Consider the following 26791-nt stretch of genomic DNA (forward strand, 5'->3'; position numbering starts at 1 on the left):
GAGGTAGAAAATGCAAGAAAATTGTAAACAAGAAAGCTGTAAAAATGTATATATCACAACTCCAATTTACTATGTAAATGATGTAGCTCATATAGGTCATGCCTATACAACAATCATTGCTGATATGTTAGCAAGATACTCAAGACTTATTGGTCATAACACATATCTATTAACAGGAACAGATGAACATGGTCAAAAAATAGCTCAAAGTGCAGAAGCTAGAAATAAAACTCCAAAAGAGTATGCAGATGAAATATCTTCTAAATTTAGAGCTTTATGGGATAATTTTGATATATCTTACAATAAGTTTATAAGAACAACAGATGAGGAACACAAAACTGGTGTTCAAAAAGCATTTTTAGATATGTACAAAAAAGGCGATATTTACAAGGGTGAATATGAAGGCTTTTACTGTGTTCCTTGCGAGACTTTTTACCCTGAATCTCAACTTGTAGATGAACAATTTTGCCCTGAATGTGCAAGAGCTACAATTTTAGTAAAAGAAGAGAGCTACTTTTTTAAACTTTCAAAGTATGAAGATAAGCTTCTAAAATGGTATGAAGAAAACCCTGATTGTATACTTCCTAGAGCCAAAAAAAATGAGATTGTAAACTTTGTAAAAAATGGTTTAAAAGATTTGTCAATTTCAAGAACATCTTTTGATTGGGGTGTGAAACTTCCACAAGAGATGAATGAGCCAAAACATGTTATGTATGTTTGGCTTGATGCTCTTTTAAACTATACAACAGCTTTAGGATATGGAAGTGATGAAAAAAATATGAATTTTTGGCCAGCAAATATTCATTTAGTTGGAAAAGATATTTTAAGATTTCATGCAATTTATTGGCCAGCATTTTTGATGAGCTTAGATTTACCTTTACCAAAACATATTGCTGCTCATGGATGGTGGACTAGAGATGGTGAAAAAATGAGTAAGTCAAAAGGAAATGTAGTAAATCCAAAAGAGGTAGCAGATGCCTATGGACTTGATGCTTTTAGATATTTTCTTTTAAGAGAAGTTCCTTTTGGACAAGATGGAGATTTTTCACAAAAAGCTTTGATAGATAGAATAAACTCTGATTTAGGGAATGATTTAGGAAATTTATTAAATAGAATTATGGGAATGAGTGGAAAATATTTTGACTTTAATGTAAGTTCAAAAGATGTGGAAAAATTCCATAAAAAAGAGTTAGATGAAGTACACAGTATCATCTCAACACTTGAAACTTATATCTATAATATGCAGATAAATAGATACCTTGAAGAGATTTGGAAGATTTTAACTATTGGAAACAAAGCTATAAATGACTATGAACCTTGGAATTTGATAAAAGATGGCAAAAACGATGAAGCTATGGCTTTAGTTGCTCTTATTACAAATATTATGGCAAAAACAGCACTTCTTCTTGATAGTGTAATGCCACATAAGATTAAAGATATAGCATCTTGTTTAGGGCTTGAAATTACAACACAAAACTACAATAAACTAATAAAAAATCAAGAACTTTTAGCTGATATAAAAATCTCTAAAATAGATGCCCTATTCCCACGAATTGAAGAGGTGCTTTTAGCTCAACCTGAAGTTTCAGATGTTACAGTTTTACAAAAAGATGAGAGCAAATATGAAGCAAAAGAGGAGTTAGAGCCTCTTGATTTAAATGGTGTAAACTTAATAACTATTGATAAATTCTTTGAAACTACTATAAAAGTAGGAACTATTATTGAAGCTGTTGAAGTGCCAAAATCAAGTAAACTTCTAAAACTTCAAGTAGATTTAGGAGAAAATCGTCCACGACAAATCCTTGCAGGAATTAAAGAGTTTTATAGTGCTTCTGAGCTTGTAGGAACTCAAGCATGTGTTGTTGCAAACTTAAAACCAGCAAAACTAATGGGGCTTTTAAGTGAAGGAATGCTTTTAGCAGCCAAAGATGAAGATGGTTTAAGTCTTATTCGTCCAGAAAAGCCTAAAAAAATAGGTACAAAAATAAGCTAGTGAAAATCTCTTCAATAGTTGATATTATAGATGGAGAGCTCTTAAACTCTCCATCTATCTCTTTTATAAATGATATAAAAACTGATGTAAACAAAGTTAAAACTTCTGATTTATTTATAGCAAAAAATTTAGTTGATTTAAAAGAATCTATACAAAATGGTGCTTATGCAGTTATTTTTGAAGAAGATTTTCCAATACTTGATAGTGAAGTAGCATTTATAAAAGTAAAAGATTTAAATCTAAGTATTATTAAACTTCTTAGATATAAACTTTCAAATCTAAAACTTGAAGCATTTTTTTGCAAAGATGATAGTTTTGATATGTTAAAGCTTTATTATCAAAATCATAAAAAACCTATTTTTCTTGTACCAAAAAATATAGAAAAAATGTTTAGATTTATAGATGAGATAAAAGAAAATAATATTTTAATTTCCAAAAATCAAGAGATTTTAACTAGTATCTACCCAAAAAATGAAAAGTTTGAAAAAGATATTTCAAAAAAAGAGATTACAAACCTAATAAAACACTCTTTATTTGAGATAAGTTTTTCATATAAAAATCACTATTTTTCAAGAATTAAATTAGCAAATATATATATTGATAGCTTTTTAAATATTTTTAACTTTTTTAACAAAGATATTGATATTTCAAAGCTAAAAAACTACTCAAACTTCAAAGCTATTTTTATAGATAAGAATTTTGAACCAATTGATTTTGGGAAAAGTGATAGATTTATAATTTGTCAAAACAATATAAATTTAGTTGAAATAGAAAAAGAGTATTTAAATAGTGAGTTTAAGTATGCAAAAACTATATTTATTTCAAAAAATAGTATAAAAAACTTAGATGAGATAAAAGATATTTTAAAAAATCAAACTTTCAACTGTGCATATTTAATAGGATTTTCTTATAAAGAGATTTTTGAATATCTTCAAAAATCTCAAAATTCCCCTACACTTTTTTAAAACACCCAACCAGCTTGAAATAGTAATTTACTATTTTGATGTGGTTCATTTTTATCTGAAACTTCATGATTTATAGCCCAAGCCATTTGAACTCTTGCGAAAAAATCTTTATAGTTTGCATAGTATCCAAAACCAACATCTTGAAGAGTTTTTCTTTTAAATGTTACATCTTGTTTCTCTTCATATACATTTCCCATATCATAAAACAGTCCAACTCTATGAGAATAAGAGTTTATTTTTGGAAGGTTTGAAAGAAGTTCTAGGTTTAGCATATATCCATTTTCTGCACTTTGTTCACTATCTGGATATACTTTAACACCATATGCTCCACCAAGATATATATCTTCATTTCCATTTAGGTTTTTATTTCCTAAAACTTTTTGAGCTGTTAGGTTTGATTTCAAAGAAAATATTTCACTAAAGTAAATATCATTTGCTATATAAGCATCTATTTTATTATAGTTTCCATCATTTACTTTATTTAGTGTTGAATTTAGATGTCCTGTTGTGAAATTTAAGTTTGCAAATACTCTAGCTGGAAGATTAAAGAAAGAGTAATTTTTATCATAATCCAAACTTGCAACAAAAGAGTTTATATTTCTTTTTTCATCTAGATTAAAACTAGAATCCATATAATCATTTAAATCTTTATGAAAGTATTTACCTTTTAGGTAAAGGTTTTCATTTGTAGATCTAATAAGTGGATAAGACAATCCTACTTCATAGATATTTGAGTTACCTTTAGCATCCAATGGTTTATACTCTTTTACCAAATCATAGTTTGTTCTACTATAAGCAAAATCAGCTTTTAAGCCATAAGAGTTTAGAGGAACTTCATAGGCTAATTTACCATTTTTCAAATCAGCACCATTTGAAATTAATCCTGAAAGGGATAGTTTATCACCAACACCAATTAAGCTATTTATATTTACCAAAGTTTGAAGTCTATAGTAACCTGTATATCTACTTCCATAATTATCTGCAACAACATATCCATCTACTCTAGGAGTTGCAAGAGTATAAACTGTTATATTACTTGTTCCTAGGCTATTTCCAGGTTCTATTACAGAGCTAGAGATTTGTACTCCTGCTCTATCATTTATAAGTAATAAGGCTCTTTCTATATCTTTTACATTTATAGTTTCATTTGATTTTGAATTATTTAAAATAGCTTCTAAAGAGTTATCATTTACTAAAGAGCTATTATTTAGTTTTATATCTTCATAATTTCCTTCAACTATAGAGATTTGTAAAGCATTATCATTTTTAAGCAAATCTTGTTTACCTAAATATGCTCTTGCAACGAAGTATCTTTTATCTCTATAAGTTTTAGTTACTATTGCTAAAACTTCTTGAATTTGATTAAAAGTTAATTCTTTATTTACATAATTTTTAACTACATCAGAAAGTTCATCATTTGATATTTTACTATTACCTACAAAAGTAAAGTTTTTTACAAATACTTTTTGCGTACTATCATTAGTTTTTACGCTATCACTTTTTACACCTTCAATATTTATATCATCTTTTTTAAATGTTGGAATATCTCTTGGTGTTTGTATTTGTCTATCTATTGTATTACTATTTGGAGTTGCTCCTAGTAGTAAAATACTACTTAGAAGCGATAATCCTATTATTCTATTTATTCTCATCATTATCTCCTTGTGTTGTTGAAAGGTCTGCTAGGTTTGTTGCTACATTTATTGGAGTATTTACTCCACCATTTATAATTCTTGTATTATTCATATTTCCAAAAGACAATGTTTGTATATCGCCTATAATATTTGCAATTGGGTTATTTAAAATTTTTGGTTCTATACTATCTACTATTTTTCTAATTTCAGAATTTGAATCAACAGCTGGAGCAGGTTTTATATTTAAATCTCCAGCTAAATAAGTAATATCATAGTTTTGAGCAGATAATCCACTTCCATCTATTGTATATGTTCCAACAGCTGTCGCTCCTTGACTATCTCCACTATAAGACAAACTTCCACTTAATACACTCTCATCTTCATTATTTACAAATCCACTATAAGAAACTCCTTTACCACCACTATAAGCTACTCCATAATAAGTTTTTGAGTCATCATTTAGTGTTGCAGTTAGGTCTGCTTTATCTATAGTTAATTTACCATCTACAAATGTTAGATTATAGTTTTTATCTGTTCCACTTAATGTTGTTGTATAAGTTCCTGCATTTGTTCCACTTACACTAGCTCCAATTATTCCCGTTAATACTGAATTTGTCTCATTATTTACTAATCCACTTGCTGTAAATCCACTTACACTTTGAGCTAATCCATTATAAGTTTTTATATCAGAGTTTGCTGTTACAGTTGCGTTTGCTTTATTTATAGTATATGTTCCATCTGTATATGAGATATTATAATTATCTGCACTTAAACCACTTAAATTTGTAGTATATGTTCCTGCATCTTTAACTGATATTCCACCACTTAATGTTCCACCTAAAACAGAATTTGTTTCACTATTTACAAATCCACTATAATTTACATTACTATTATAAACCAAACCATCATAAGTTTTTGAGCCATTTGAAGAGCTAACTACTAAATCTGCTTTATTTATAGTTAATTTTCCATCTACAAATTTTAGATTATAGTTTGAATCTGTTCCACTTAATGTTGTTGTATAAGTTCCTGCATTTGTTCCACTTACACTAGCTCCAATTATTCCCGTTAATACTGAATTTGTCTCATTATTTACTAATCCACTTGCTGTAAATCCACTTACACTTTGAGCTAATCCATTATAAGTTTTTATATCAGAGTTTGCTGTTACAGTTGCGTTTGCTTTAGTGATATTTGCTGATAAAGTTCCATTAAAACTACCTATTAAATTATAGTTTCCTGCATCTGCACCACTTAAAGCGATATTTGAAATAGTTACATTTATATTATCTGCTACATTTTTATCATCAAAATTTGCACTTTGAGTAAATCCTATATTATCGTTTGCAATAAAATTACCAGAACTTCCACTTACACTTGCTATTGTAGTTCCATCATAAACTTTATTATTAGCTGTATAAGATACATTGCTTACATCTTTTTTAGAAATACTTGCTGTTGTAGTAGCTGTTTTATCTGTTTCTTTTATTTTATAATTTGAAGCCAAACCTGTTCCAGTTCCCAAACTATACTCTACATTTACAGTTTTTCCAGTTCCTGCATTTTTATCTTCAAATCCTGCTGAATAGTTCAAAGCTAAAGTTTCAGTTCCAACCAAACCAGTTAATGTTCCAGCATTTGTAACTGTTGCATTTGTACCTCCATCATAAGTTTTGTTTACTCCTGCAATTGAACCATTTGAGATTTCTAACTCTCTTTGAGTGATACTTGCTGTTAAGCTACTTGGTGCTATAACATTGTAATTTCCTGCATCATTACCAGTTAAATAAACTCCAGAAAGAGTTATATTATGAGTTCCTACATTTTGATTAGTAAATTGAGCTGTTGGTGTGCCACTTAAAGATACAACATCATTTTCAAATTTACCTTCATATCCAACAGTTTCTATATTTAAAGTTGCTATTGTATTTCCGTTATAAACTTTATCATTTGCAGTTAATCCAGTGATTGTCAAATCTGCTCTAGAGATATTTGCTGTTGTAGTTTTAGAAGTTTGTTTTAAGTTATAGTTTGAAGCTAGATTTGTATCTTTATCTGCAATTGTATATCCACTTATAGTTACAGTTTTTTCAGCTCCTACATTTTTATTATCAAACTCTGCACTAGTATAAGCCAACTCCAACTCTTCATCGTCAACCAATCCAACTAGCTTTCCAACATTTGACAATGTAGCATCTCTACTTGCATTATAAGTTTTATTTTCTGCTGTTACACTATCTATTGTCAAATCTTTTTTCAAAATATTTGCTGTTGTGGTAGCTGTTTCTTGTCCTGCTTTTATCTTATAATTTGAAGCTTTAACGCTTCCATTATCTGATAAATAATATTTTACATTTATAGTTTTATTTTCTCCTACATTTTTATCTTCAAAATTTGCTAAATAAGAAAAATTAATACTTTCACCAGGCACAAATCCACCCATTGTTGCAGAAACTGAAAGTGTTGCATTTGTACTTCCGTCATAAGTTTTGGTATTTCCTAAAATATAATCACTATAGATATTTAATTCTTTTTGAGTGATACTTGCTCTTAAGCTACTTGGTGCTATAACATTGTAGTTTGCTGAATTATCACCACTTAAAGTAAATCCAGAGATATTTACTTGATGAGTTCCTACATCTTTATTTGCAAATGTACCTGTTGGTGTGCCAATTAAAGATACACTATCGCCTGGGATTAATCCTGAATATTGAAGATTTCCTATCTTTACACTTGCTGTTGTATTTCCGTCATAAACTTTATTATCAGCAGTTAATCCACTGATGATTGTCAAGTTTGCTTTTGTAATTTCCAATTTACCTTGAGTGATATTTAAAGTATAGTTATCTGCAACTCCACTTTGTGTAATATTTGTATTATAAGTACCTACATTTTTACTAGAACTAGTTGTTGTTTCTCCACTTAAAGCAAAAACACTAGCTGTATCACTTCCTAAAAGTTTATTTGTTCCAAATGTATATCCACTAACACTTTGAGTTTGTCCATTGTAAACCTTGCTATCAGAATTTGCGACAATATCAAGCTGTGCTTTATTTATAGTCAAAGTTCCTTTTGTACCAACTCCTGCAACTGTAAACTCGTCTGTTCCAGTTAAAACAACTCCAATATTTTCGTATGTTCCTGCATTTTGATACCCTAAAACATCGCCTTTATCATCTACAAATTTAAAACTCATACCATCTGTACCAAAAATAGCTTGTGAAGTATAGATAGAACTTAGGTTTTGAAGTAAACCATTATAAGTAACTGCTTCATTTGACAAATTACCAGTGATAGTTTTTGGTGCTATTGCCCAAACATATTTATTTGTCGCAGTATCCCATTTTAAAACGGGTTTTCCAGTAGTCAAACTACTATCTGCAACTATATCCCAACCAGCTGTTTTATATACAGTTCCATGACTCATTTGCTCTGTTGTAAGTCCTGTAACTCCAGTTGTAGTTCCACCACCTACACCAGCTCCAGTGAATTTTTCATTATCATAAAAAGAGTTTGTAATTCCCCCATAAGAATATCCAACCAAACCTCCTTTATAAGAAGCTTGTCCAACTAAAATTGTACTAGCATAAGAGTTTTCGATTGTTGCCCCTTGTTCATTTAATCCAACCAAACCTCCTATATAAAAATCTCCTTTTACATCTCCAGCAGCATAAGAGTTTTTTATCGTTCCATTGTTTCTTCCACCAAATACTCCAGCATACTGTCCATATACATCTCCAGTAACATAAGAGTTTTCAATTGTTCCATAGTTTTCTCCAAACAATCCACCAACTTGATAATTTCCACTTATACTTACACCAACTAAACCAAGATTTTTTATAGTTGAATCAACTCCTATCCATCCAAAAAGTGCTTGCTCACTAGATGTTTTATTTATAACAAGATTTGAGATAGTATTTCCAAATCCGTCAAAATGCCCATTAAATTGATTTGAAATATTATTTCCTATCGCATTCCAGTTGTTTGTATATCCTACACTTCCATTATTTAGATTATTTACTAAAGATAGATAATAGCCTTTTGTTAGGATATTTGCATTGTTTATATTTTGCAACTGTGTCCAGTTTGTAATAGTATATGGATTTGCTTCTGTACCATATCCACCAGCAAAAAGTGTGCTTGTAGGTTTATAAAAAGTTTTCAGTTGTGGAAGTAAAATAGTATCCGTAGCATAGCCTTCAAAATCAGCACCACTTGTAGCCCAACCATCAACTCCTTTAAATGCTTCTAAAATCTCAGCTTGTGTTTTTCCTCTACTATAAGTATCATAACCAGGAAAATATACATTCTTATCATAGTATGAATTTTCAGTTGTCGAACCATAATATTCAATTCCAGCAAGTCCATCATTATACCAAGCTCCACTATTAATAATAGTGCTTGTATATGAGTTTTTTATTGTTCCTGCATTTACTCCAGCAATACCACCAGAATATCCTTGAAATCCCTTTATAGTCCCTTTTGTATATGAGTTTTCTATTACTCCACTTCCAATATAACCAACCAAGCCACCTACTTCTTTATCTCCCTCTACTTGTCCAGAAAAATAACTATTTTTTATATTACTACTTCCATTAGAACCAACCAATCCACCTACTTTTTCAGTTCCATAAACATTACCAGTTACAGATACATTTTCGATTAATGAATTAAGTCCATTGCTTCCAACCAATGCTCCTACATTATTACCACTCACTTGTACTAGCACATCTCTTAAATTAACATTTCTTATAATTGCTCCCCAAGTTGCACCGAAAAGCCCTTTATTCTCTCCAAGACTAGAAACTGCAAAATTTGATATAGTATGTCCAAGCCCATCAAACTTTCCCATAAAGTAATTACTAGGAATACCATTTGCTCCTGTTCCAATTGGTGTCCAGACAACACCGTTTAAGTCTATATTGCTTCCTAATACATAACTTAGTGATTTGTTGTTATTCATATTTTGTAAAGCACTAGCACTATTTACAATAGTCCAGTTAATCTCTGTATCTGTACCTTTTTTTGTTTTAAAACTTGTACCATTTGCTAGATTTACTTTTGCACCATTATTTACATAATAGTTTCCAGTTACATTTGTTTGTGCATAAACCAAAGATAAACCACCATTTCCAGTTACATTTATCTCTTTGTTTATATTTATATCATTTCCAGCTTTTAGTTGTAATGTATTTATATCGTATGAGATAGCTTCATTTACATTTATATTATTATCTGCTTCGATAAATACATTTATATTACCAAGTATTAAAGCATTTTCAATTGCACTTGCACTTACACTTGCACCTGTTAAAGAATTTCCACCATTTGACTCTATTGTTACATTCTCTGGGTCTAAAAGCCAAGTTTTAGCTTCTATTTTAAAACTATCTTTTACAGATAGCTTTTCTCCACTTGTTTCTACAAAACTTCCTTTTGCATTTATAGTTCCATCTATATTTGCAGTTCCACCATGAGCGAAGATTATCACTTCACTTTGAGTTAAATCATCTAGTGAAGCAGCTTCTATTATTCCTGTATTATTTACTACACCTTTAAGCAATTCATTTTTTGCATTTGTTGTAAGATAGATATTTCCACCATTTGCAATTAAAAGATTATTGTTTTCTACAAGTGCATCGAGAACACCTTTAGTTACTTTTAGGGAGATATTTGAGTTTTCATCTAGTGAAATAGTAAAATCATTTGCACCAGTAAGATTTATATTTCCAGTATGTACTTTGATAGTACCGTTGTTTATTACAGAGTTTGCTATAAAAGAGGCATATTTTTCGCTATATATTTCAGCTAAATTTTCAATACTTGCACTTGAATCTCCTTTGAAAGAGTAGTTTCCTTTTTGGAAATCATCATCGCTTAGGTTTTTAGTTGTTACGAGTAAACCACCTACATTTACTTTTGCATTTTTATTAAAAATTGTACCATTTTGGTTTATTAACCAAACTTGTCCATTTGCGTTTAATGCACCATCAATAATAGACTTTTCATTTCCTACAACTCTATTAAGTGTAATTGAGTTTTGGTTTGGTTGATTGAAATTTACTGTTTCATTTGATTTTATTGAAAAATCTTGCCAATTTATACTGGCTTTTTCGCTAGATTGATTTATGTTTGTTGTGTTGCCACTTTGATTTATAGTTGCATTTCCACTAGTCAGCGTTCCACCTGTTGGTGCTGCATATAAGTTTGAAGATACAACAAGGGAGATAAGCCCACCTTTTAGTATCCTAAATCTGTTTTTATATTCATGATTTTGGTACATTTTTTCTCCTTCTTTTAATATTTCACTAGATTATAAACAAAGAGTGTGATGAAGTGTGAAGTTTTTTTGCTTTTTTTAAAGAAATTTTGAAATTCTTTTGTTTTTTCTTTTTTTTCTTAGGAACTAAGGTTTTCTCTCAGAGAGTTCTAAAGCACAAAAACCTTAGCTTTTTTTGCTAAGATTAAAATCTCAATTCCAGAAAATTGCAAAATGAAATATTTGTAAATGATTTACTAAAATTAGCAAAAAAAGAAGTTGTTTTAATAGATAACTATATAGATGATACTGTTTTTACTCTGTTTGGAACTGGGACTGAAGTCCCAGCTATTGATTGGACTAAAGTCCAATTTCCTAAATTCTCACGATAGATTTTTAATTTTAGATAAAAAAGAGATTTATCATATTGGAGCTAGTTTTAAGGATTTGGGTAAAAAATGGTTCGCTTTTTCTAAAATGAGTTTAGATATAGATGAGATTTTGGGTAAATTGTAGGAGTTTGGAACTAAGGATTTCTCACAGAGAGTGCTTTAGCACAAAATCCTTAGCTTTAAGAAATTAAAAATATCAAGAATTTAACAATTTATAAACTGGATTTAAAGTTTTCATAATAGTGCTATGAATTTGAAATAAAAGAGCCTTATCTACTTGTCCAATTTTTTTCTCAAATCTTTCAACCGAAAAACTTTTTATTTGAAAACACTCTATCGAAGACTCTTTAGATAATCCATTTTCACTATTTGGATTAATTCTTATAATCCAAGGATAGTTACTATAAAAATCTTTCCATTCAGTAATCGGAACTACAATTTTTATTCCAAATCTTCCAACTCTATCATCATTTACAACTATTGCTGGACGAAGTTTTTTTATCTCACTTCCAATACTTGGTTCAAAATCTATCAACCATATTTCACCTTGATTAATATTCATAAATATCCTCATTTGAACTAGCTAATGTTTTAGATAACTCTTTATATTCTTTATCTTTTGAAGCCAACAATGCACCTTTTTCCCATTTTTCAAGCTCTTTTTTTTCCAAATAATTCTCTAAAGCCTCTTTATATATAGCTGAAATAGATGTTTTTAACTCATCTTTTACACTTAAAAGTCTATTTTTCAATTCAAAAGGGATAGTAACTGTGATTTTTTCTGATACCATATTTATCTCCTTATTTTTTGCCTTATTATATCAATGTACAATTTATATGTCAAATATTATTTCACCCTCAAACTATACCCAATACCATAAACACTTACAAGGCTATCTTTTGGAAGTTTTTTTCTCAAAGAACTAACCAAAGATTTAACACTATCAATAGAAATTTCACTATTAAAATCACTCCAACAACAAGCCATAATATCTTCAATACTTATAGATTTTTGCACATTTTTTACAAAAAGTTCTAGTAAATCTGCCTCTTTTTTGCTTAGTTTTAATTCAAACTCTCCTATATAAAGCTTTTTATTTATCATATTAAAATGCAAATTTTCATCAATTTTTACTATCTTTGTAGAGTTTCTTTCCAAATCAAGGGAGATTTTATCTAGCATATCTTTTATTTTTTGCAAGCTTGCTGGTTTTGTAATATAGTAGTTTACATCTGTATTTATCGCATCTAAAAGCAAAGAATCTTTTGAAAAAGCTGTTATTAAAACTATTTTTGTTTTATGGTCATTTTTTCTTATTATTTTTGTTAATTCCATACCACTTAAAAATGGCATATAAATATCTAGTACCAAAACATCTGGTTTTTTCTCATCATAAAGTTTCAAAGCCTCTTTTCCGTCATCACAAACAAAAACCTCTTTAAAATAGCTAGAAAAATACTCCAACATCTCTTTTTGTATAGCCTTATCATCTTCTGCATAAAGAAGTGTAAAATTTTTTAGGTTTTCTTTACTCATAGTTCCCACCCCTTAATATCTGCTTTTGGGATAATTAAAGTAAATTTTGCTCCTTTTTGGCTATTTTCTACTTTTATATCTCCACCAAAACTATTTAACATAATCATTTTTGCTATATAAAGTCCCATTCCAGTTCCACCACTTTTATATTTTGTTGTAAAGTATGGCTCAAAAATCCTATCGATATTTTTATCCTCAACTCCTAGTGCATTATCTTCAATTTGTACAAAAATTCTATTTTCATCTTCAACTATATCTATATTTATCACTTTTTCCTCTATATTTCTCTCTTTAAAAATATCTATCGAATTTGATAAAATAGATATAAAAATCTGCATAAATTCACTCTCAAAAGCATCTATAAAAATCTCTTTTTTATTTAAATTTATATTCACATCTTTTAGTGAAGTGTTTAAAACTTTTAGGCTTTTTTCTATTGCAGAAGATATTTCAAAGTTCTGTTTTGCTTTGTTTGGGTTTAAAAACTCTCTAAAAGTTTCTATTGTATTTGACATAAAATAAACTGTGTTTGAAATATCTTCAAGTCTTTGTTGCAGATACTTTTCATCGTACTTATTAAGCTCAATATTTCTATCTACATTTAGTAAAATAGCACTTATTTTCATCAAAGGTTGTCGCCATTGATGAGCTATGTTATCAAGCATTTCTCCCATAGAAGCCAAACGATTTTTTTGCATAATATCTTTTTCGTAAATAATTCTTTTTTCAACTTCCTCTTCTATCTTTTTTATCATTTTAAAAGCACTGTTATTTATGATAGAGACTTCATTTTTATAGTTCTCTTCTTCAAAAATACTCTTTTGGTTTAGGCTATAATTTAGCATTTTATCTTTTAGTTGCATTAGAGATTTTAGATTAAACCTTATCAAAAAAGATGAGATAAGAAGAGAGAAAATAAAGAGCAAAACAATATAAAACAAAAAAACATAAAACTCATTTAGAAGTTTTGAGTAGATAGATGAAAAAGTGTAGTAAATGTACAAATCCCCTATTTTATCTTTTAAAATAGTATCGCTTAAAGTCAAATAGTAAATTCTAGAACCTTTTATACTATCTTTATACTCTTCATGAACAATTTTTTTATCAATATCAATTATTTTTATACCGATTACCTCTTTATGCTCTTTTAGGTTTTCTCTTACAAACTCTTTTATATTTTCTTGCAAACCCAAAGTAAGATTTATTGATATTATCGGAGCTAAAGTTTTAACTATTGAGTCGATTTTTTCATCTTCAAGTACAACTAGCTGATTTGATACTATTGAATAATTTCTTTGTATAAGAATAGCTATAAAAATAGTAAAAACTATTATATTTATAAGTGCAATTTGAGTTAAGATACTTAAGTTTTTCATCTTATTTTTACCACATTAAATATTGAATTTTGAAGCTCAATTTCGCTATTTTTTAAAGCTTGAAGATTTAAAAATATATCTATTTTTGCACTAATTTTTAAAGCAAAAATTACTCCAAAATCCAAATAACTATCATCATAAGCAAAACTTAGACGGCTATTTTTTTCTAAAATATTAGAAATTTGAGTAATATTCTCTTTTTTTCCAAGTAAAAATAGATATGCTGTTGATAAATTATCACTTCTAAAATCACTATATTTTTGCAAATTTACTTCAAAAGGCAAATCTTTTAAAATTTCATAGTTTTTCTCTATTTTTTCTTTCAAACTTTGTGCTGTGTTTAAATCTATCTCTTCATAAAACAAAGTTAAAACTATTTTATTGTCTATTAGTTTTTTCTCGAAGTCATTATCTGAAATTATAATTTTTGGAAATACTTTTGCTTGAATATCAAGAATTTTTGGATTATAAACTACATTTGCAAATAAAGATGTAGAAAAAAAACAGAGTAGTAGTCTAAAAATCATAAGTAAACCCAGCAAACCAAGTTCGCCCCTCTCTTAGCATTGTTTCATCTTTTGTTTTATGTCCAAAATAGTAATAATCTTTGTCTAAAATATTTTTAGCTCCAAAAGTAAGTTTTGAATCTTTTGAAAATCTATATGTCAAAGTCATATCAAGAAGAGTAAAATCACCTATTTTTCCACCTTGTTCTACTTTTTGTCTAGTTCCATAATATCGCAAAAGTGGGCTAATAGTAAACTTTGAATTAATAGCATAAACATATCCCAAAATTGATGTAAGCTTTGGAACAACAGGAGTATTTAAATCCAAATTATTGTAGCTGTTTTTGTACTCAAAAATATTGTAAGAGCTATTAAAGAAGAGTTTTGAACGATTTTCAAAAACTTTGCTATATTCTAACTCAACTCCATAGTTGTCTAAATCGCTTTTGTTGTTTGTAAACTCAAAATTGCTTCCTTTTTGTTTTAAATCAATAGAATTTTTATATATATTATAAAACAAATTTAGCTTCAATTTATCACTACTATTTGCATAAATATACATCAATTCAGCACTTTGTACATCTTCATTTTTTAAACTGCTATTTCCATAAGTTGCCAAGTGTCCAACCATAGAGTTTTCAATTAAAGATGGAGTTTTAGAAGATTTTGAAAGGATAAATTTGTATATATTTTGATTGTCTTTTGAGTAAACTACACCTGCTTTAAAGTTATAAGCATTGTCAAAGCCTTCAAAATCATCAAGTTTTGCTAAAAAAGAGAAACTTAAATAATCAGTCGCTGTGTAGGTGTCATTTATATAATATGAAACATTTATTCTATTTTGTATATCAGCTAAAAAACCATCTTTCCCACTAAATTTTGTTAAGTTTGGAGTATTTGGAAAGTAAGTACCAAGAATTGAAACTCCTACATCATACAGATCATCAACATTTGCATAAAAGTTGTTTTTTTCTATACTTGTTCTTGTTACTTGTACTCCATAAGCTATTTCCTGATTATTAAAAGTTGTGTTTTTAAGTAAAAGTGATAAATATATATCTCTTTGAGTGTGGTTCGTTTTAAAATGTGGATTGTAAACATCAATACCTAAAATATTTTCTGGAAGTTTATAAAGATATGTATTGAGTTTGTAGTTATTTTGTAAAAATCCTACCTTGCTCTCTAAAAGATTGTTTTGAGAGATATTTTTTATATATTTTAGCTCACTTGAAATTGTCTCATATTTTGTATAACCAGCATCGTTAAAATCAAGTAAACCAATAAAACCATAGTTATTTTGTTTATTGTTTTTTATATATCTGTTTGAAAACTCTAAATTGTCATCTTTAAAACTAATCCCAAAAGCAATATCCTCTTTCCCATCCAAAGACTCTTGTTTTCTATCAAAACTTGTACCAAAATCCTCTGTTGATAAAATCGCACTTGGGGCATATACTTTTTTGTTGTCTTTTAAGTAGTAAAAGTCAAGACCCATATCATAAGATCCTACTTTTTGATTTATTGAAGTTGAAGCTACTCTTTTATCAAAACTTCCCGATTGAAAAGAGATACTATTTTGATTTGGTATAGAGCTTTTTGTAACTATATTTATACTAGCAACAAAACTATAAGGGTTGTTTAATCCCAAAGTAGAACCTTTTGAGATTTCTATTCTATCTATTAGCGATATTGGAAAACTATCAAAATAGTTTGCACCAATACTAATACCATTTAAAAAAAAGCCTATTTTTTCATAAATAGAGTGAAAAGGTTGTGTTTGTCCACGAACTGAAATTAAAGAAGAAGTAGCTGTACTAGAAAAAGTCTGAATACCACTAGCAAAATCCAAAGCTTCAGCTAAGGTATTTATACCTAAATTTTCTAAATCTGATGAGTATAAAACTGTCATAGCTGTTGGTTTGTAGTCTATGTTTAAGTGTGTTTTATCACTATATTGGTTCAAATCATATAAGACATTTTCAAGCTCAAAAGAGAACAAAGATAGTGGTAAAACAGAAATAAAAAAGGCTTTTTTGAAACTCATCTTCTCTCTCTTTCTAAAAAATTTAGCAATTATATTTAAAAAGTGTGATGAAGTGTGAAGTTTTTTATAAAATTTAAAAATTTACTGAAAGAATTTATTTTAATAAATTCTTCCAAAAGAGCTTACAACTTTTCCTAAGACATTTAACTCATCTTTATTTAAAACTTGAATTGGATAATCTTTGTTGTCCGAAATAATATCCAAAAGCCCATCCACTCTTTTTTGTACTCTTTTTACAAAAAGTCCGTGATTTGTAGTAAAGGCATAAACTCCATCTTTACTTACATCATTTTTTGTTTTATCAACAAAGATAATATTATTTGAATTTAAAGTTGGTTCCATAGAATCTCCAACAACATTTATAGCTTCAATATTTTTTATATTATCCTTTCCACCCAAAATTGCCAAAAAATACTCTGGAAGTTCAAGACTTTCATACTCATCTTCATTTTCAAAAGCACCACCACCAGCACTTACACTTACACTCGGATAGTATTTTATCCAGTATCTATCTGTACTATCTATCAAAGAGTTTGGACTTTGATTATATAAAAGCCAATTTATAGAGATTTTTCTTTTTGCACAAAAGTTTAAAATATTTGAGTATGGAATTTTTCCTCTATTTTTCATAGTTGCAAAATTTGCCTGAGTTAAATCCAAAGACTCTGCAACATCCTTATCAAAGATTTTTTTGCCCCTATTATCAGTATTTAAGATACCTTTTAATTTATCAATAATATCTTCAACTATAAACATTTCTACTCCTTTTAAATAAATTTATTAAATTATATTACAATTTGCAATATTTTTCAATAGTTTTAAAAAAATATTGTAATATTTTGGAAATTTAATCAAAGGATTGAAATGTCAAGAAAAATTATAGAGACAAAAAATAATTTAATTAACATCTTAAGAAAAATAGATGATTTCATATATATTATCGGAGATAAGGTTCTATAATCTTAAATAATGTATAGAAAAATTAAAGAAAATATGTTTTTTTTTAAATAATTACTAATATTTCAGAAAGTTTTATATATTTTTGGATAAAATTTCGCATTAAAAATTAGGATAGGAATTTAAATTATGTCTAATATTAAAGACTCATTAGGTTTAGAAAACGTTGGTACGGTATTTAGAAATTCGGATATTGATTTTTTAATCGATTTTGCAGTTAAAAATGAAGGTGCTAAAATATCTTCAACTGGTGCTTTGATGATTGATACTGGTATCTTTACAGGAAGAAGTCCTAAAGATAAATTTTTCGTTAATCAAGACCCATCAAATAAATATATTGCTTGGGGTGAGATAAATAGAAAAGTTTCTTCTGAAGTTTATAGTGACTTATTAAAAACTTCAAAAAAACAACTAAGCAACAAAGATATTTTTGTTACTGATGTTTATTGTGGTTCATCTATGGATTCAAGAAGAGCAGTTAGATTTATAACTGAAGTTGCTTGGCAAGCTCACTTTATTCAAAATATGTTTATTCTTCCTACAAAAGAAGAATTAGAAAACTTTAAACCAGAATTTACAATTTTTAATGCTTGTAAAACTGTAGATATGGCATATGTAAGCCACGGTTTACACTCTGAAGTTTATGTAATCTTTAATGTTGAAGAGAATCAAGCAATTATTGGTGGTACTTGGTATGCAGGAGAGATGAAAAAAGGTGTGTTCTCAATGATGAATTACTGGCTTCCTCTTGAAGGTAAACTTCCAATGCACTGTTCAGCAAATATAGGAAAAGATGGTGATACAGCGCTATTCTTTGGACTTTCTGGAACTGGAAAAACTACACTTTCAACAGACCCAAATAGAGCTTTAATTGGTGATGATGAGCATGGTTGGGATGATAAAGGTGTATTTAACTTTGAAGGTGGTTGCTATGCAAAGGTAATCAATCTTGATCCAGATAGCGAACCAGAAATTTTTGGTGCTATTAAAAAAGGTGCAATATTAGAAAATGTTGTTGCTGATGAAAATGGTGTAGTTGATTATAATGATAAATCAAAAACAGAAAATACAAGAGTTTCTTATCCAATAGATCATATAGAAAACCATGCTCCAACAATGAGAGGTGGACATCCAAAAAATATTATTTTCCTTTGTGCAGATGCTTTTGGAGTTCTTCCTCCAGTTGCGAAACTTGATAAACAACAAGCTATGTACTACTTCTTAAGTGGATATACAGCAAAAGTTGCAGGAACAGAAAGAGGAATAAATGAGCCATTGGCTACTTTTTCATCTTGTTTCGGAGAAGCATTTTTACCACTAAATCCAACTGTTTATGCAGAACTTTTAGGTAAAAAAATAGATGAACATAATGTAAATGTATTTTTAGTAAACACAGGATGGACTGGTGGTCCTTATGGTGTTGGAAAAAGAATGAGTATTAAAAATACAAGAGCTTGTATAAATGCTATCCTAGATGGTTCAATAAATGATTCAGAATTCCAAAATATGACAATATTTAACCTACAAATTCCAAAAACTTTAAAAGGTGTAGATACTCATGTATTAACTCCTAGATATACTTGGAGTGATCCTTTAGAGTACGATAAAGCTAAGAAAAAATTGGCTGAAATGTATATAGAAAACTTTAAAAAATACTTAACTTTAGAAAGTGAGTATGACTTTACAGCAGCTGGTCCTAGATTAGACTAATTTTTGTCTAATCTAAAAAAAAGGCTAAGAATTTAAAATTCTTAGCCTTTTTTATTTATATTACTTTCTTTTTCCTCTTGAAAAATCAATAATATATGAAGCAATATCATCTAAATGTACAATATCTTTAACTGCTCCTGCTTGGATAGCTTTCATAGGCATTCCAAAAACTACACAGCTCTCCTCATTTTGAGCAACAGTATAAGCACCATTATCAAAAAGTTCTTTCATAGCTATCATACCATCATCACCCATTCCTGTCATCATAACAGCCATAGCTCCACCACCAACACTGTTATTTACTGATCTAAATAATACATCAACACTTGGTTTATGTTGGCTTACTTTTTTTGTATCTAAAAGTTTAGTTCTAAGTTCATTTCCAACTCTTTCTATTGTTAAATGCATATTTCCAGGAGCTAAATATGCATTTCCTCTTTCTAAAACCATTCCATCTTTAGCTTCACAAACTTCTACATCTGAATTATCATTTAATCTTTGAGCAAATGAGCTTGAAAATCCATAAGGAATATGTTGAGTTATTAATATTGGAGGTAAATCTGATGGTAATTTTCTAAAAACTTTCAATAAAGACTCAACTCCACCAGTTGATGAACCAATAGCTACTAACTTTTGACCAGCTAATTTTGCTGCTCTAAGTGGAATAACTTCATCTGGATGTACTTTATAATCAACATTTATTGTTAAAGGTACTTGTTTTAAAGGTTTTGGTTTTTTAAGAGTATATCTTTTTAGTAAGAAAGTAAGGCTAAGAAGTGTATCTTTTATTCTATCTGAAAAAGAACTCATAGCTTCACCCATTTCAGGTTTTGGGATAAAACCAACAGCTCCATCATCAAAGATATCGTTTCCTCTTACACTCTCTCCTGATATTACAACAGCAGGCATTGGATGAAGTCGCATTAAATTTCTTAAAAATGTAACTCCATCCATTTTAGGCATATTTATATCAATAGTTACCAAATCAGGCTCAAACTCTTTGATTTTTTCTCTTGCTTCATAGGCATCATTTGCAACACCAATAACTTCAAACTCATCAATAGAGCTAATCATATCTTTTAATACTCTTCTCATAGAAGCAGAATCATCTATAATCAAAACCGTGTACATTTTATAACCCTAAATATATTTTAAAAAAGCTCAATTTCCATTTCTGGTTCAACATCTTTATTTGTAGACCCAAAAATTTCAACTGCACCACTATATTCTTTGATAACAGGAGCTTTTGTAATTTCTGTTTGTAATTGTTTTTCATCAGAAAGAATTTTACTATCAGTATCAGATTTTTGAGTAACTTTAATAAAAGTGTCAAAATCATCTGCTAAAAGTATTAATCTTCCATGTTCTCCTCTTGTATGCTCGGATAAAACTTTAAACCCTTCAGATCTACAAAACTCTTTTGCAAACTCAACATTTCTTTGACCTATAGATGTATTTGATAAATTCAACTGCATAATATCAGCTCCACCAGATATTTTAGCTACCATACTTTGTTTTTTACAACCCATTTTATACATCTCATTTAACATAGCCTCAACAGAATAAAGACCATATTTCATATCATCAATTGTATTCTCTGTTTTTGGTAACAAAAAATGGTTCATAGCTTTTATTTTCTTATCTTTATCATAAAACATCAAAGCTACACAAGAGCCTAAAAGTGTTTTAAAGGCAACATCATCATCATCTCTTCCAACAGCAAACTCACCACCTATAACAGTATGTGTATTGTAACCTTTTGTTTGCTGTGTAAACCTAGAAGAAGAGACTTTTTCTATACTACCATCCTTATGTCCTATTACTATCATACTATCTCTTTTTCTTTGATAAAGATATTTTGTCCAACTCTTTTAACATAATTAATCAAATCTTGAGGATTTTCAGAATGACCTATATATAAAGTTCCACCAACTTTAAGATGACGGAAAAGCTTTTTTAATATCTTATTTTGGTCTTCAACTGAAAAATAAATAAGAACATTTCTACAAAAAATAACATCAAATTGATTATTTGCAAAGCTGTAACTTGAATCATTTAAATTTAACTCATGAAAAGTTATCATTCTTTTTAATTCATCATTTGCTTTAATTAAAACTTCATCTCCAGCTAAAGTCTTTTGAACTCGTCTTTTAAAATACTTCTGTGGTTTTATCCAAACTGGAAACTCTTTTGATGATTTTGAATATCTATAAATACCATTTGCTGCATATTGTAAAACATTTGTATCAATATCTGTAGCTATTATTGAAGCATTTATATTTCTATTGCACTCATTTACTGCTTCAAGAACAGTTATTGCCATTGAATATGGTTCTTCTCCTGTTGAAGAAGCTGAACACCACATAGATATTTTCTCACCACTTTGAGCAAACTTAGGCAATACTCTATCTTTTAAATCTACAAAATGAAAATCTTCTCTAAAAAAGTGTGTTTTATTTGTAGTAAATGTATTTATGAAATCTGTCTCATATTTTCCCTGCTCAACCATATCAAGCAGTTCCATAATATCACCATAGAATTTGCAATTTCTTTTTAATTTATCAATTCTATTTGAAATCATAATCTCTTTATTCTCTGTAAGTGTAATTCCTGTAAGAGAATAAAGAATTTTTTTTACCCTATTATGTACATCATCTACTGAATAAGACATATCTTATGAGGCCCTTTTTATAGAATGCATATCTTTTTCTATTTTAATTTGTGCATTTATAATGCCTACAACATCTAAAATAAGACCGATACTTCCATCTCCTCTTACAGTTGCAGCTCCAATTCCTTGAACACTTCTAAAGTTTTTATCAAGAGGTTTTACAACAACTTGATGTTGATTTAAAAATTCATCAATTGATAATGCAACTTTTGTATTTCCAGATTTCACAACGATTAGCATTCCATCTTCTAAATGTTCAAAGCTATCTTTTAATCCAAATAGTTGATGAAGTCTTACTATTGGAATAAACTCTTCTCTTAGCATTAATAAATCTCTAGTTCCATCACCAATTTTTTTAATCATATCAGATGTTGGTTGAAGTGATTCAACAATTGAACTAAGTGGTAAAATATATTTTTGATCTCCAACTTTAATATCAAGACCATCCAAAATAGCAAGAGTTAAAGGTAACATAATAGTTATTCTTGTACCCTCACCTATTTTTGTGTCAAGTTTAATAGCTCCACCCAATTTATAGATATTTGTTTTAACAACATCCATTCCAACACCTCGACCTGAAATATCAGTTATCTCATCAGCAGTTGAAACACCTGCTCCAAAAATCAACATAGCTTTTTCATTATCAGTCATATTGCTATATTGATGTTCATCTATTTGACCTTTTTCTAAAGCTCTTTGTGCAACTTTTTCACAATCAATACCTTTTCCATCATCTTCAATTGTGATAATCATTTGACCATTTGCTTGTTCTGCACTAATTGAAATAGAACCTGTTTCAGGTTTTCCTGAAGCTTCTCTAACTGTTGGCATCTCAATTCCATGATCAAGAGAATTTCTAATAATATGCATTAAAGGGTCTGTTAATCCTTCAATCATAGCCTTATCAATCTCAACATTATCTCCATAATGTTTAAATTCAACTTTTTTACTAAGTTTTCTTGAAATATCACGTACTACTTTTGGGAATTTTGAGTAAATTGATTCCATTGGAACCATTCTGATACTCATAATACTATCTTGCATATCTCTAATATGTCTTTCAAGAAGTTCTAATCTTTCTAAAACTGAAGATCTTGTTTTTGTCTCTTCAATAGAAGATGAAAATTGTGTAAGCATAGCATTTGTAATAACTAAATCTCCAACATTATTCATTAATAAATCAATTTTATCAAGATTAACTCTAATACTATTGTTATTATTATTTGCTATTGATTTTTTATTATCATCTTCTTGTTCAGCTCTTGGCTTTCTAGTAACAACTTTTGTTGGCTCTTCTACTTTATTTTCGATAGTAGGAGTTTTAACAACTTTTTCTTCTTCTATATCATTTGATTTCATAACAGCATCAGGAGTAATAGATGGAACATCATCAAAGAAACCAAAATGCTCTTTTTCTTCTTTTATCTCTTCTGGTTCATTTTCAACCAATTCAGAAATTCTTTCTAAATCATCTTCAAAAAAACCATAAGATTTATGTTCTTCATTTATTTCATCGTCCATAAATAGACCAAAAGCTGGGTTTTCCTCATCTCTTAAACCATTCATATCTTCATCAAAAAATCCAAAATTCTCTTTTTCTTCATCGTGTTCTTTTGAAATTTCGCTTATTTGTTCAACTTTTTTTTCAACAACAACTTCTTTTGGTGCAGCTGCTTGTTTTACTACATTTTCACCTTTTGAATAAGCTCTAATCTCTTCAAGTAAAGCAGAAGTCATATCTGTAAATTTTTCTCTATTAATTTGGTTTGCAACTTCTAAATCTAAAATCTCTTTCATTACATCAAGACCATCTAAAAGAGTCTCTGCCATTTCTGGAATAAATTCAATTTTATGGCTTCTTAATTTATCCATTAAATTTTCTACATCATGAGTAAACTCTGCAAAAAAAGCCAACTCTACTGAAGCTCCACTACCTTTTAAAGTATGAACATCACGGAACAATTGTCCCATCTCTTCATCAGTTAAAGTACCATTATTTTCAGCTTCTAGTAAAACATTATCAGCCGATTCAAAAAGCTCAGAAGCCTCTTCTAAAAACATCTCTCTATATTTAGAAATATCAAATGACATTATAAACCCCCTGCTTATCTGCTTAATACTATATTTACAGCTTTTAATAGCTGGTCTGGAACGAATGGTTTAACAATCCATCCAGTAGCACCTGCTGCTTTTCCTTTTGCTTTCATCTCATCACTTCTCTCAGTTGTTAATACCAAAATCGGTTTTTTAGAATATGCTGATAACTTTCTTAGTTCGCTTATTAAAGTTAATCCGTCCATATTAGGCATATTTACATCAGTTATTACTAAATCAAATTCAGCTGTTTTTGCCTTTGCTAAACCATCAACTCCATCAATTGCTTCAACAACATCAGTATAACCACCTTCATTCAAAGCATAGTTCAACATATCTCTTAGCATTGTAGAGTCATCTACTATTAAAAGTTTGGCCATAAAAACCCCTTAAAGTTTACATTTAAAAAATTATTTTTACTATATTATCGTAAGAAATATTAATTTGTGATTAGATTTGTTAGTTATTTTATGAAGATTTGGTGAGAAAAATTAATCCAAAAAAGGATTAATTTAAACCTAATTCTATTTTATCTTTTTGAACTTTTAGAACTTTTACTTCTATTTCTTGTCCAACGCATAAAACATCACTTACTTTTTCTACTCTTTGCTTTGATAGTTTAGAGATATGTAAAAGCCCTTCTCCACCTTTTGCAAGAAGAATAAATGCTCCAAAATCAACTACTCTTTCAACTTTTCCAGCTACAACTTCATCTAAACTATAAAGTTTTTCAAAATCAATTTTTGCTGGGGCTTTTTGAGAATTAGAGTTATTTACTAACTCTTTTATAAAATTACTTGCTTCAGTTATTTTATTTTTATCATCACCACTTACTTTTACAGTTCCGTTATCTCTATTTAAGTCAATATTTACAGAGTATTTTTCAATAATCTCTTTAATTGTAGCTCCACCTTTTCCAATAACTATCATCATTTTTGAGCTATCTATTTCAAACTCTTCAACTTTTGGTAAAGCAGGACTTGAAACTATATCTTTAGAAGCTTCTTCCATAATATTTAAGATATGAACTCTTCCCTCTTTTGCTTGATTTAATGCCTCTTGAAGTACATTTAACTCAATTCCCCCAAGTTTTATATCCATTTGAAGTGCTGTAATTCCATTTATAGTTCCTGCAACTTTAAAGTCCATATCACCATCATGGTCTTCAAGTCCCATAATATCTGTTAAAATTGAGTATTTATCACCCTCAACAACCATTCCCATAGCAACTCCAGCAACCAAAGAAGAAACTGGAATATTTGCAGCTTTAAGAGCCAAAGAACCACCACAAACAGTTGCCATAGATGAAGAACCATTTGACTCTAAAATCTCTGAAACTATTCTAAAAGTATCTTTGAAGTTTTTATTAATTGTAGCTTCAAGAGCTTTTTTTGCTAGATTTCCATGACCTAATTCTCTTCTTCCTACTCCAAAAATTGGTTTTGCTTCACCTACACTAAATCCTGGGAAATTGTAGTGAACCATAAAGTTTTCCATAGATGTTGATTTATCTGTTAAAACTTCATACATCTGCCCATCTTTTGCTCCTGCAATTGTCCCTACAACTAAAGCTTGAGTTTCCCCTCTTGTAAATAGGCAAGATGAGTGAGCTGATGGTAAAATATTTGTCTCTATATCTATTGGTCTTACATCTTTTAAACCTCTTCCATCTGCTCTTACTTTTTCATTTACAATCATAGAACGAACTAGTTCTCTTTTTACAACATTTACAGCTTCATAAATAGTGCTATATTCAAGCTCATTTGTAGTGCAATAATCATTTTTTGCTATTGCTTTTGATAGCTCTTTTAACTCAACTGCTCTTTCACTTTTTGCAAGTTTTTTTATAGCATCTTTAATATCATTTGAAAAATTATCTCTTACATAAGAGATAACTTCAGTTGGAATTGTAAACTCAACTAATTCAACAGTTGCCATTGTTTTACAAGCTTTTTCAAAATTATTTTCATAAGCAAGATTTGCATTTTTTAAAGCCTCTTGTGCAAAAGCAATTGCTTCAACTAAAGTTTGCTCTTCCATTTCGTTTGTAGAGTGGTTTGAGTCATTTAAAGAAGATATAGTTTTCATCTCAATCATAAGTAGTTCATCTTTAGAACCAGCCACATATAAATCTAGTGTAGAGTTATTTAACTCATCGCTTGTAGGGTTTATTACTAATTTATCATTAATCTTTCCAACTCTAACACCACAAACAGATTTTTTAATAGGTAAGTTTGATGTATATAGTGCTGCATTTGCTGCATTTAAAGCCAAAGTTTGTAAATCTACATCTTTATCAGCACTTAAAACCATAACAGTTATTGTTGTTGGATATACAAAACCTTTTGGAAAAAGTGGTCTTAAACTTCTATCAATTACTCTTGAAGTTAATGTTTCAAAATCGCTAGGTTTTCCTTCTCTTTTTATAAATCCACCTGCAAGTTTTGCAGCTGCATAAGTTTTTTCAATATATTGAACAGTTAAAGGTGTAAAATCTTCACTTACAGGGTTGTCAAATTCACTTGCAACAGCTGCTAAAATAACAGCATTTCCCATTTTTGCTAAAACAGCACCATTTGCTTGTTTAGCAACTTTTCCAAACTCAAAAATCTCTTTTTGATTATTTAACTCTAATTCGCATACTATTGCCATA

At 29.1% G+C, this 26791-nt stretch carries 19 protein-coding genes; 4 read left to right on the forward strand and 15 right to left on the reverse strand.

What is annotated here, in order from left to right; all coding sequences use genetic code 11:
- Nucleotides 1–10 precede the first annotated feature (10 nt).
- Both metG and IQC44_RS07770 read left to right on the forward strand, forming a co-directional pair.
- Nucleotides 11–1993: a methionine--tRNA ligase gene (gene metG, locus IQC44_RS07765; RefSeq protein ID WP_198305775.1), complete on the forward strand. Its 1983-nt coding sequence runs from the start codon at nt 11–13 to the stop codon at nt 1991–1993.
- Entirely contained in the window at nt 1993–2958 is a 966-nt protein-coding gene (locus IQC44_RS07770) for a peptidoglycan synthetase (RefSeq protein ID WP_198305776.1), read from the forward strand. Before metG ends, IQC44_RS07770 begins: the two co-directional genes overlap by 1 nt.
- On the opposite strand, the gene IQC44_RS07775 is transcribed toward IQC44_RS07770, so the two are convergent.
- Nucleotides 2955–4610 (reverse strand): ShlB/FhaC/HecB family hemolysin secretion/activation protein, encoded by a 1656-nt coding sequence (locus tag IQC44_RS07775; RefSeq protein ID WP_228286297.1) that lies wholly within the window; start codon nt 4608–4610, stop codon nt 2955–2957. The two genes, IQC44_RS07770 and IQC44_RS07775, sit on opposite strands and share 4 nt — an antisense overlap.
- Entirely contained in the window at nt 4597–10875 is a 6279-nt protein-coding gene (locus tag IQC44_RS07780) for a YDG domain-containing protein (RefSeq protein ID WP_198305778.1), read from the reverse strand. The genes IQC44_RS07775 and IQC44_RS07780 overlap by 14 nt, the downstream gene beginning before the upstream one ends.
- A 203-nt stretch (nt 10876–11078) precedes the next feature.
- Between IQC44_RS07780 and IQC44_RS07785 the strand changes: the two genes are divergently transcribed.
- Nucleotides 11079–11243, forward strand: a complete 165-nt coding sequence (locus IQC44_RS07785; RefSeq protein ID WP_198305779.1) for a hypothetical protein — start codon at nt 11079–11081, stop codon at nt 11241–11243.
- 196 nt (nt 11244–11439) lie between these two features.
- On the opposite strand, the gene IQC44_RS07790 is transcribed toward IQC44_RS07785, so the two are convergent.
- The 7 genes from IQC44_RS07790 to IQC44_RS07820 form a co-directional block, all read right to left on the reverse strand.
- Entirely contained in the window at nt 11440–11805 is a 366-nt protein-coding gene (locus IQC44_RS07790; protein ID WP_198305780.1) for a type II toxin-antitoxin system PemK/MazF family toxin, read from the reverse strand.
- Complete coding sequence (locus IQC44_RS07795; protein WP_198305781.1) at nt 11795–12034, reverse strand: hypothetical protein; 240 nt, start codon at nt 12032–12034, stop codon at nt 11795–11797. Before IQC44_RS07795 ends, IQC44_RS07790 begins: the two co-directional genes overlap by 11 nt.
- A 56-nt stretch (nt 12035–12090) precedes the next feature.
- Entirely contained in the window at nt 12091–12780 is a 690-nt protein-coding gene (locus IQC44_RS07800; RefSeq protein ID WP_198305782.1) for a response regulator transcription factor, read from the reverse strand.
- Nucleotides 12777–14156 carry a sensor histidine kinase gene (locus IQC44_RS07805; RefSeq protein WP_198305783.1) on the reverse strand — a complete coding sequence of 460 codons (1380 nt, stop codon included), beginning with the start codon at nt 14154–14156 and terminating at the stop codon, nt 12777–12779. The genes IQC44_RS07800 and IQC44_RS07805 overlap by 4 nt, the downstream gene beginning before the upstream one ends.
- Nucleotides 14153–14683, reverse strand: a complete 531-nt coding sequence (locus IQC44_RS07810; RefSeq protein WP_198305784.1) for a hypothetical protein — start codon at nt 14681–14683, stop codon at nt 14153–14155. The genes IQC44_RS07805 and IQC44_RS07810 overlap by 4 nt, the downstream gene beginning before the upstream one ends.
- Nucleotides 14673–16706 (reverse strand): TonB-dependent receptor, encoded by a 2034-nt coding sequence (locus IQC44_RS07815; protein WP_198305785.1) that lies wholly within the window; start codon nt 16704–16706, stop codon nt 14673–14675. The genes IQC44_RS07810 and IQC44_RS07815 overlap by 11 nt, the downstream gene beginning before the upstream one ends.
- Before the next feature lie 99 nt (nt 16707–16805).
- A complete protein-coding gene (locus IQC44_RS07820) occupies nt 16806–17462 on the reverse strand; it encodes a S24 family peptidase (protein ID WP_198305786.1) in 657 nt (218 codons plus the stop codon).
- 330 nt (nt 17463–17792) lie between these two features.
- Here IQC44_RS07820 and pckA point away from each other — a divergent pair, with 330 nt between their 5' ends.
- Nucleotides 17793–19373 (forward strand): phosphoenolpyruvate carboxykinase (ATP), encoded by a 1581-nt coding sequence (gene pckA / locus IQC44_RS07825; protein WP_198305787.1) that lies wholly within the window; start codon nt 17793–17795, stop codon nt 19371–19373.
- Nucleotides 19374–19433: 60 nt separating this feature from the next.
- On the opposite strand, the gene IQC44_RS07830 is transcribed toward pckA, so the two are convergent.
- From IQC44_RS07830 to IQC44_RS07855, 6 genes are all read right to left on the reverse strand, one after another.
- Nucleotides 19434–20504 carry a protein-glutamate methylesterase/protein-glutamine glutaminase gene (locus IQC44_RS07830; RefSeq protein WP_198305788.1) on the reverse strand — a complete coding sequence of 357 codons (1071 nt, stop codon included), beginning with the start codon at nt 20502–20504 and terminating at the stop codon, nt 19434–19436.
- 20 nt (nt 20505–20524) lie between these two features.
- Nucleotides 20525–21202, reverse strand: coding sequence for a chemotaxis protein CheD (locus tag IQC44_RS07835; protein ID WP_198305789.1), 678 nt, complete (start codon nt 21200–21202; stop codon nt 20525–20527).
- On the reverse strand, nt 21199–22044 hold the full coding sequence (locus tag IQC44_RS07840; RefSeq protein ID WP_198305790.1) for a CheR family methyltransferase: 846 nt from the start codon (nt 22042–22044) through the stop codon (nt 21199–21201). Before IQC44_RS07840 ends, IQC44_RS07835 begins: the two co-directional genes overlap by 4 nt.
- A gap of 3 nt (nt 22045–22047) precedes the next feature.
- Nucleotides 22048–24135 carry a chemotaxis protein CheA gene (locus IQC44_RS07845; protein WP_198305791.1) on the reverse strand — a complete coding sequence of 696 codons (2088 nt, stop codon included), beginning with the start codon at nt 24133–24135 and terminating at the stop codon, nt 22048–22050.
- Nucleotides 24136–24149: 14 nt separating this feature from the next.
- On the reverse strand, nt 24150–24518 hold the full coding sequence (locus tag IQC44_RS07850) for a response regulator (protein ID WP_198305792.1): 369 nt from the start codon (nt 24516–24518) through the stop codon (nt 24150–24152).
- A 127-nt stretch (nt 24519–24645) separates the two neighbouring features.
- Complete coding sequence (locus IQC44_RS07855; RefSeq protein ID WP_198305793.1) at nt 24646–26790, reverse strand: polyribonucleotide nucleotidyltransferase; 2145 nt, start codon at nt 26788–26790, stop codon at nt 24646–24648.
- Nucleotide 26791 lies beyond the last annotated feature (1 nt).

The sequence above is a fragment of the Arcobacter vandammei genome (assembly GCF_016106035.1).
GTDB classification, from domain to species: domain Bacteria; phylum Campylobacterota; class Campylobacteria; order Campylobacterales; family Arcobacteraceae; genus Aliarcobacter; species Aliarcobacter vandammei.

Excerpts from the sequence above, each read along its gene's own strand:
- metG (WP_198305775.1), top strand. The coding sequence starts at position 11 with ATGCAAGAAAATTGTAAACAAGAAAGCTGTAAAAATGTATATATCACA.
- IQC44_RS07775 (WP_228286297.1), bottom strand. The coding sequence starts at position 4,610 with ATGAGAATAAATAGAATAATAGGATTATCGCTTCTAAGTAGTATTTTA.
- IQC44_RS07780 (WP_198305778.1), bottom strand. The coding sequence starts at position 10,875 with ATGTACCAAAATCATGAATATAAAAACAGATTTAGGATACTAAAAGGT.
- IQC44_RS07790 (WP_198305780.1), bottom strand. The coding sequence starts at position 11,805 with ATGAATATTAATCAAGGTGAAATATGGTTGATAGATTTTGAACCAAGT.
- IQC44_RS07795 (WP_198305781.1), bottom strand. The coding sequence starts at position 12,034 with ATGGTATCAGAAAAAATCACAGTTACTATCCCTTTTGAATTGAAAAAT.
- IQC44_RS07800 (WP_198305782.1), bottom strand. The coding sequence starts at position 12,780 with ATGAGTAAAGAAAACCTAAAAAATTTTACACTTCTTTATGCAGAAGAT.
- IQC44_RS07805 (WP_198305783.1), bottom strand. The coding sequence starts at position 14,156 with ATGAAAAACTTAAGTATCTTAACTCAAATTGCACTTATAAATATAATA.
- IQC44_RS07810 (WP_198305784.1), bottom strand. The coding sequence starts at position 14,683 with ATGATTTTTAGACTACTACTCTGTTTTTTTTCTACATCTTTATTTGCA.
- IQC44_RS07815 (WP_198305785.1), bottom strand. The coding sequence starts at position 16,706 with ATGAGTTTCAAAAAAGCCTTTTTTATTTCTGTTTTACCACTATCTTTG.
- IQC44_RS07820 (WP_198305786.1), bottom strand. The coding sequence starts at position 17,462 with ATGTTTATAGTTGAAGATATTATTGATAAATTAAAAGGTATCTTAAAT.
- pckA (WP_198305787.1), top strand. The coding sequence starts at position 17,793 with ATGTCTAATATTAAAGACTCATTAGGTTTAGAAAACGTTGGTACGGTA.
- IQC44_RS07830 (WP_198305788.1), bottom strand. The coding sequence starts at position 20,504 with ATGTACACGGTTTTGATTATAGATGATTCTGCTTCTATGAGAAGAGTA.
- IQC44_RS07835 (WP_198305789.1), bottom strand. The coding sequence starts at position 21,202 with ATGATAGTAATAGGACATAAGGATGGTAGTATAGAAAAAGTCTCTTCT.
- IQC44_RS07840 (WP_198305790.1), bottom strand. The coding sequence starts at position 22,044 with ATGTCTTATTCAGTAGATGATGTACATAATAGGGTAAAAAAAATTCTT.
- IQC44_RS07845 (WP_198305791.1), bottom strand. The coding sequence starts at position 24,135 with ATGTCATTTGATATTTCTAAATATAGAGAGATGTTTTTAGAAGAGGCT.
- IQC44_RS07850 (WP_198305792.1), bottom strand. The coding sequence starts at position 24,518 with ATGGCCAAACTTTTAATAGTAGATGACTCTACAATGCTAAGAGATATG.
- IQC44_RS07855 (WP_198305793.1), bottom strand. The coding sequence starts at position 26,790 with ATGGCAATAGTATGCGAATTAGAGTTAAATAATCAAAAAGAGATTTTT.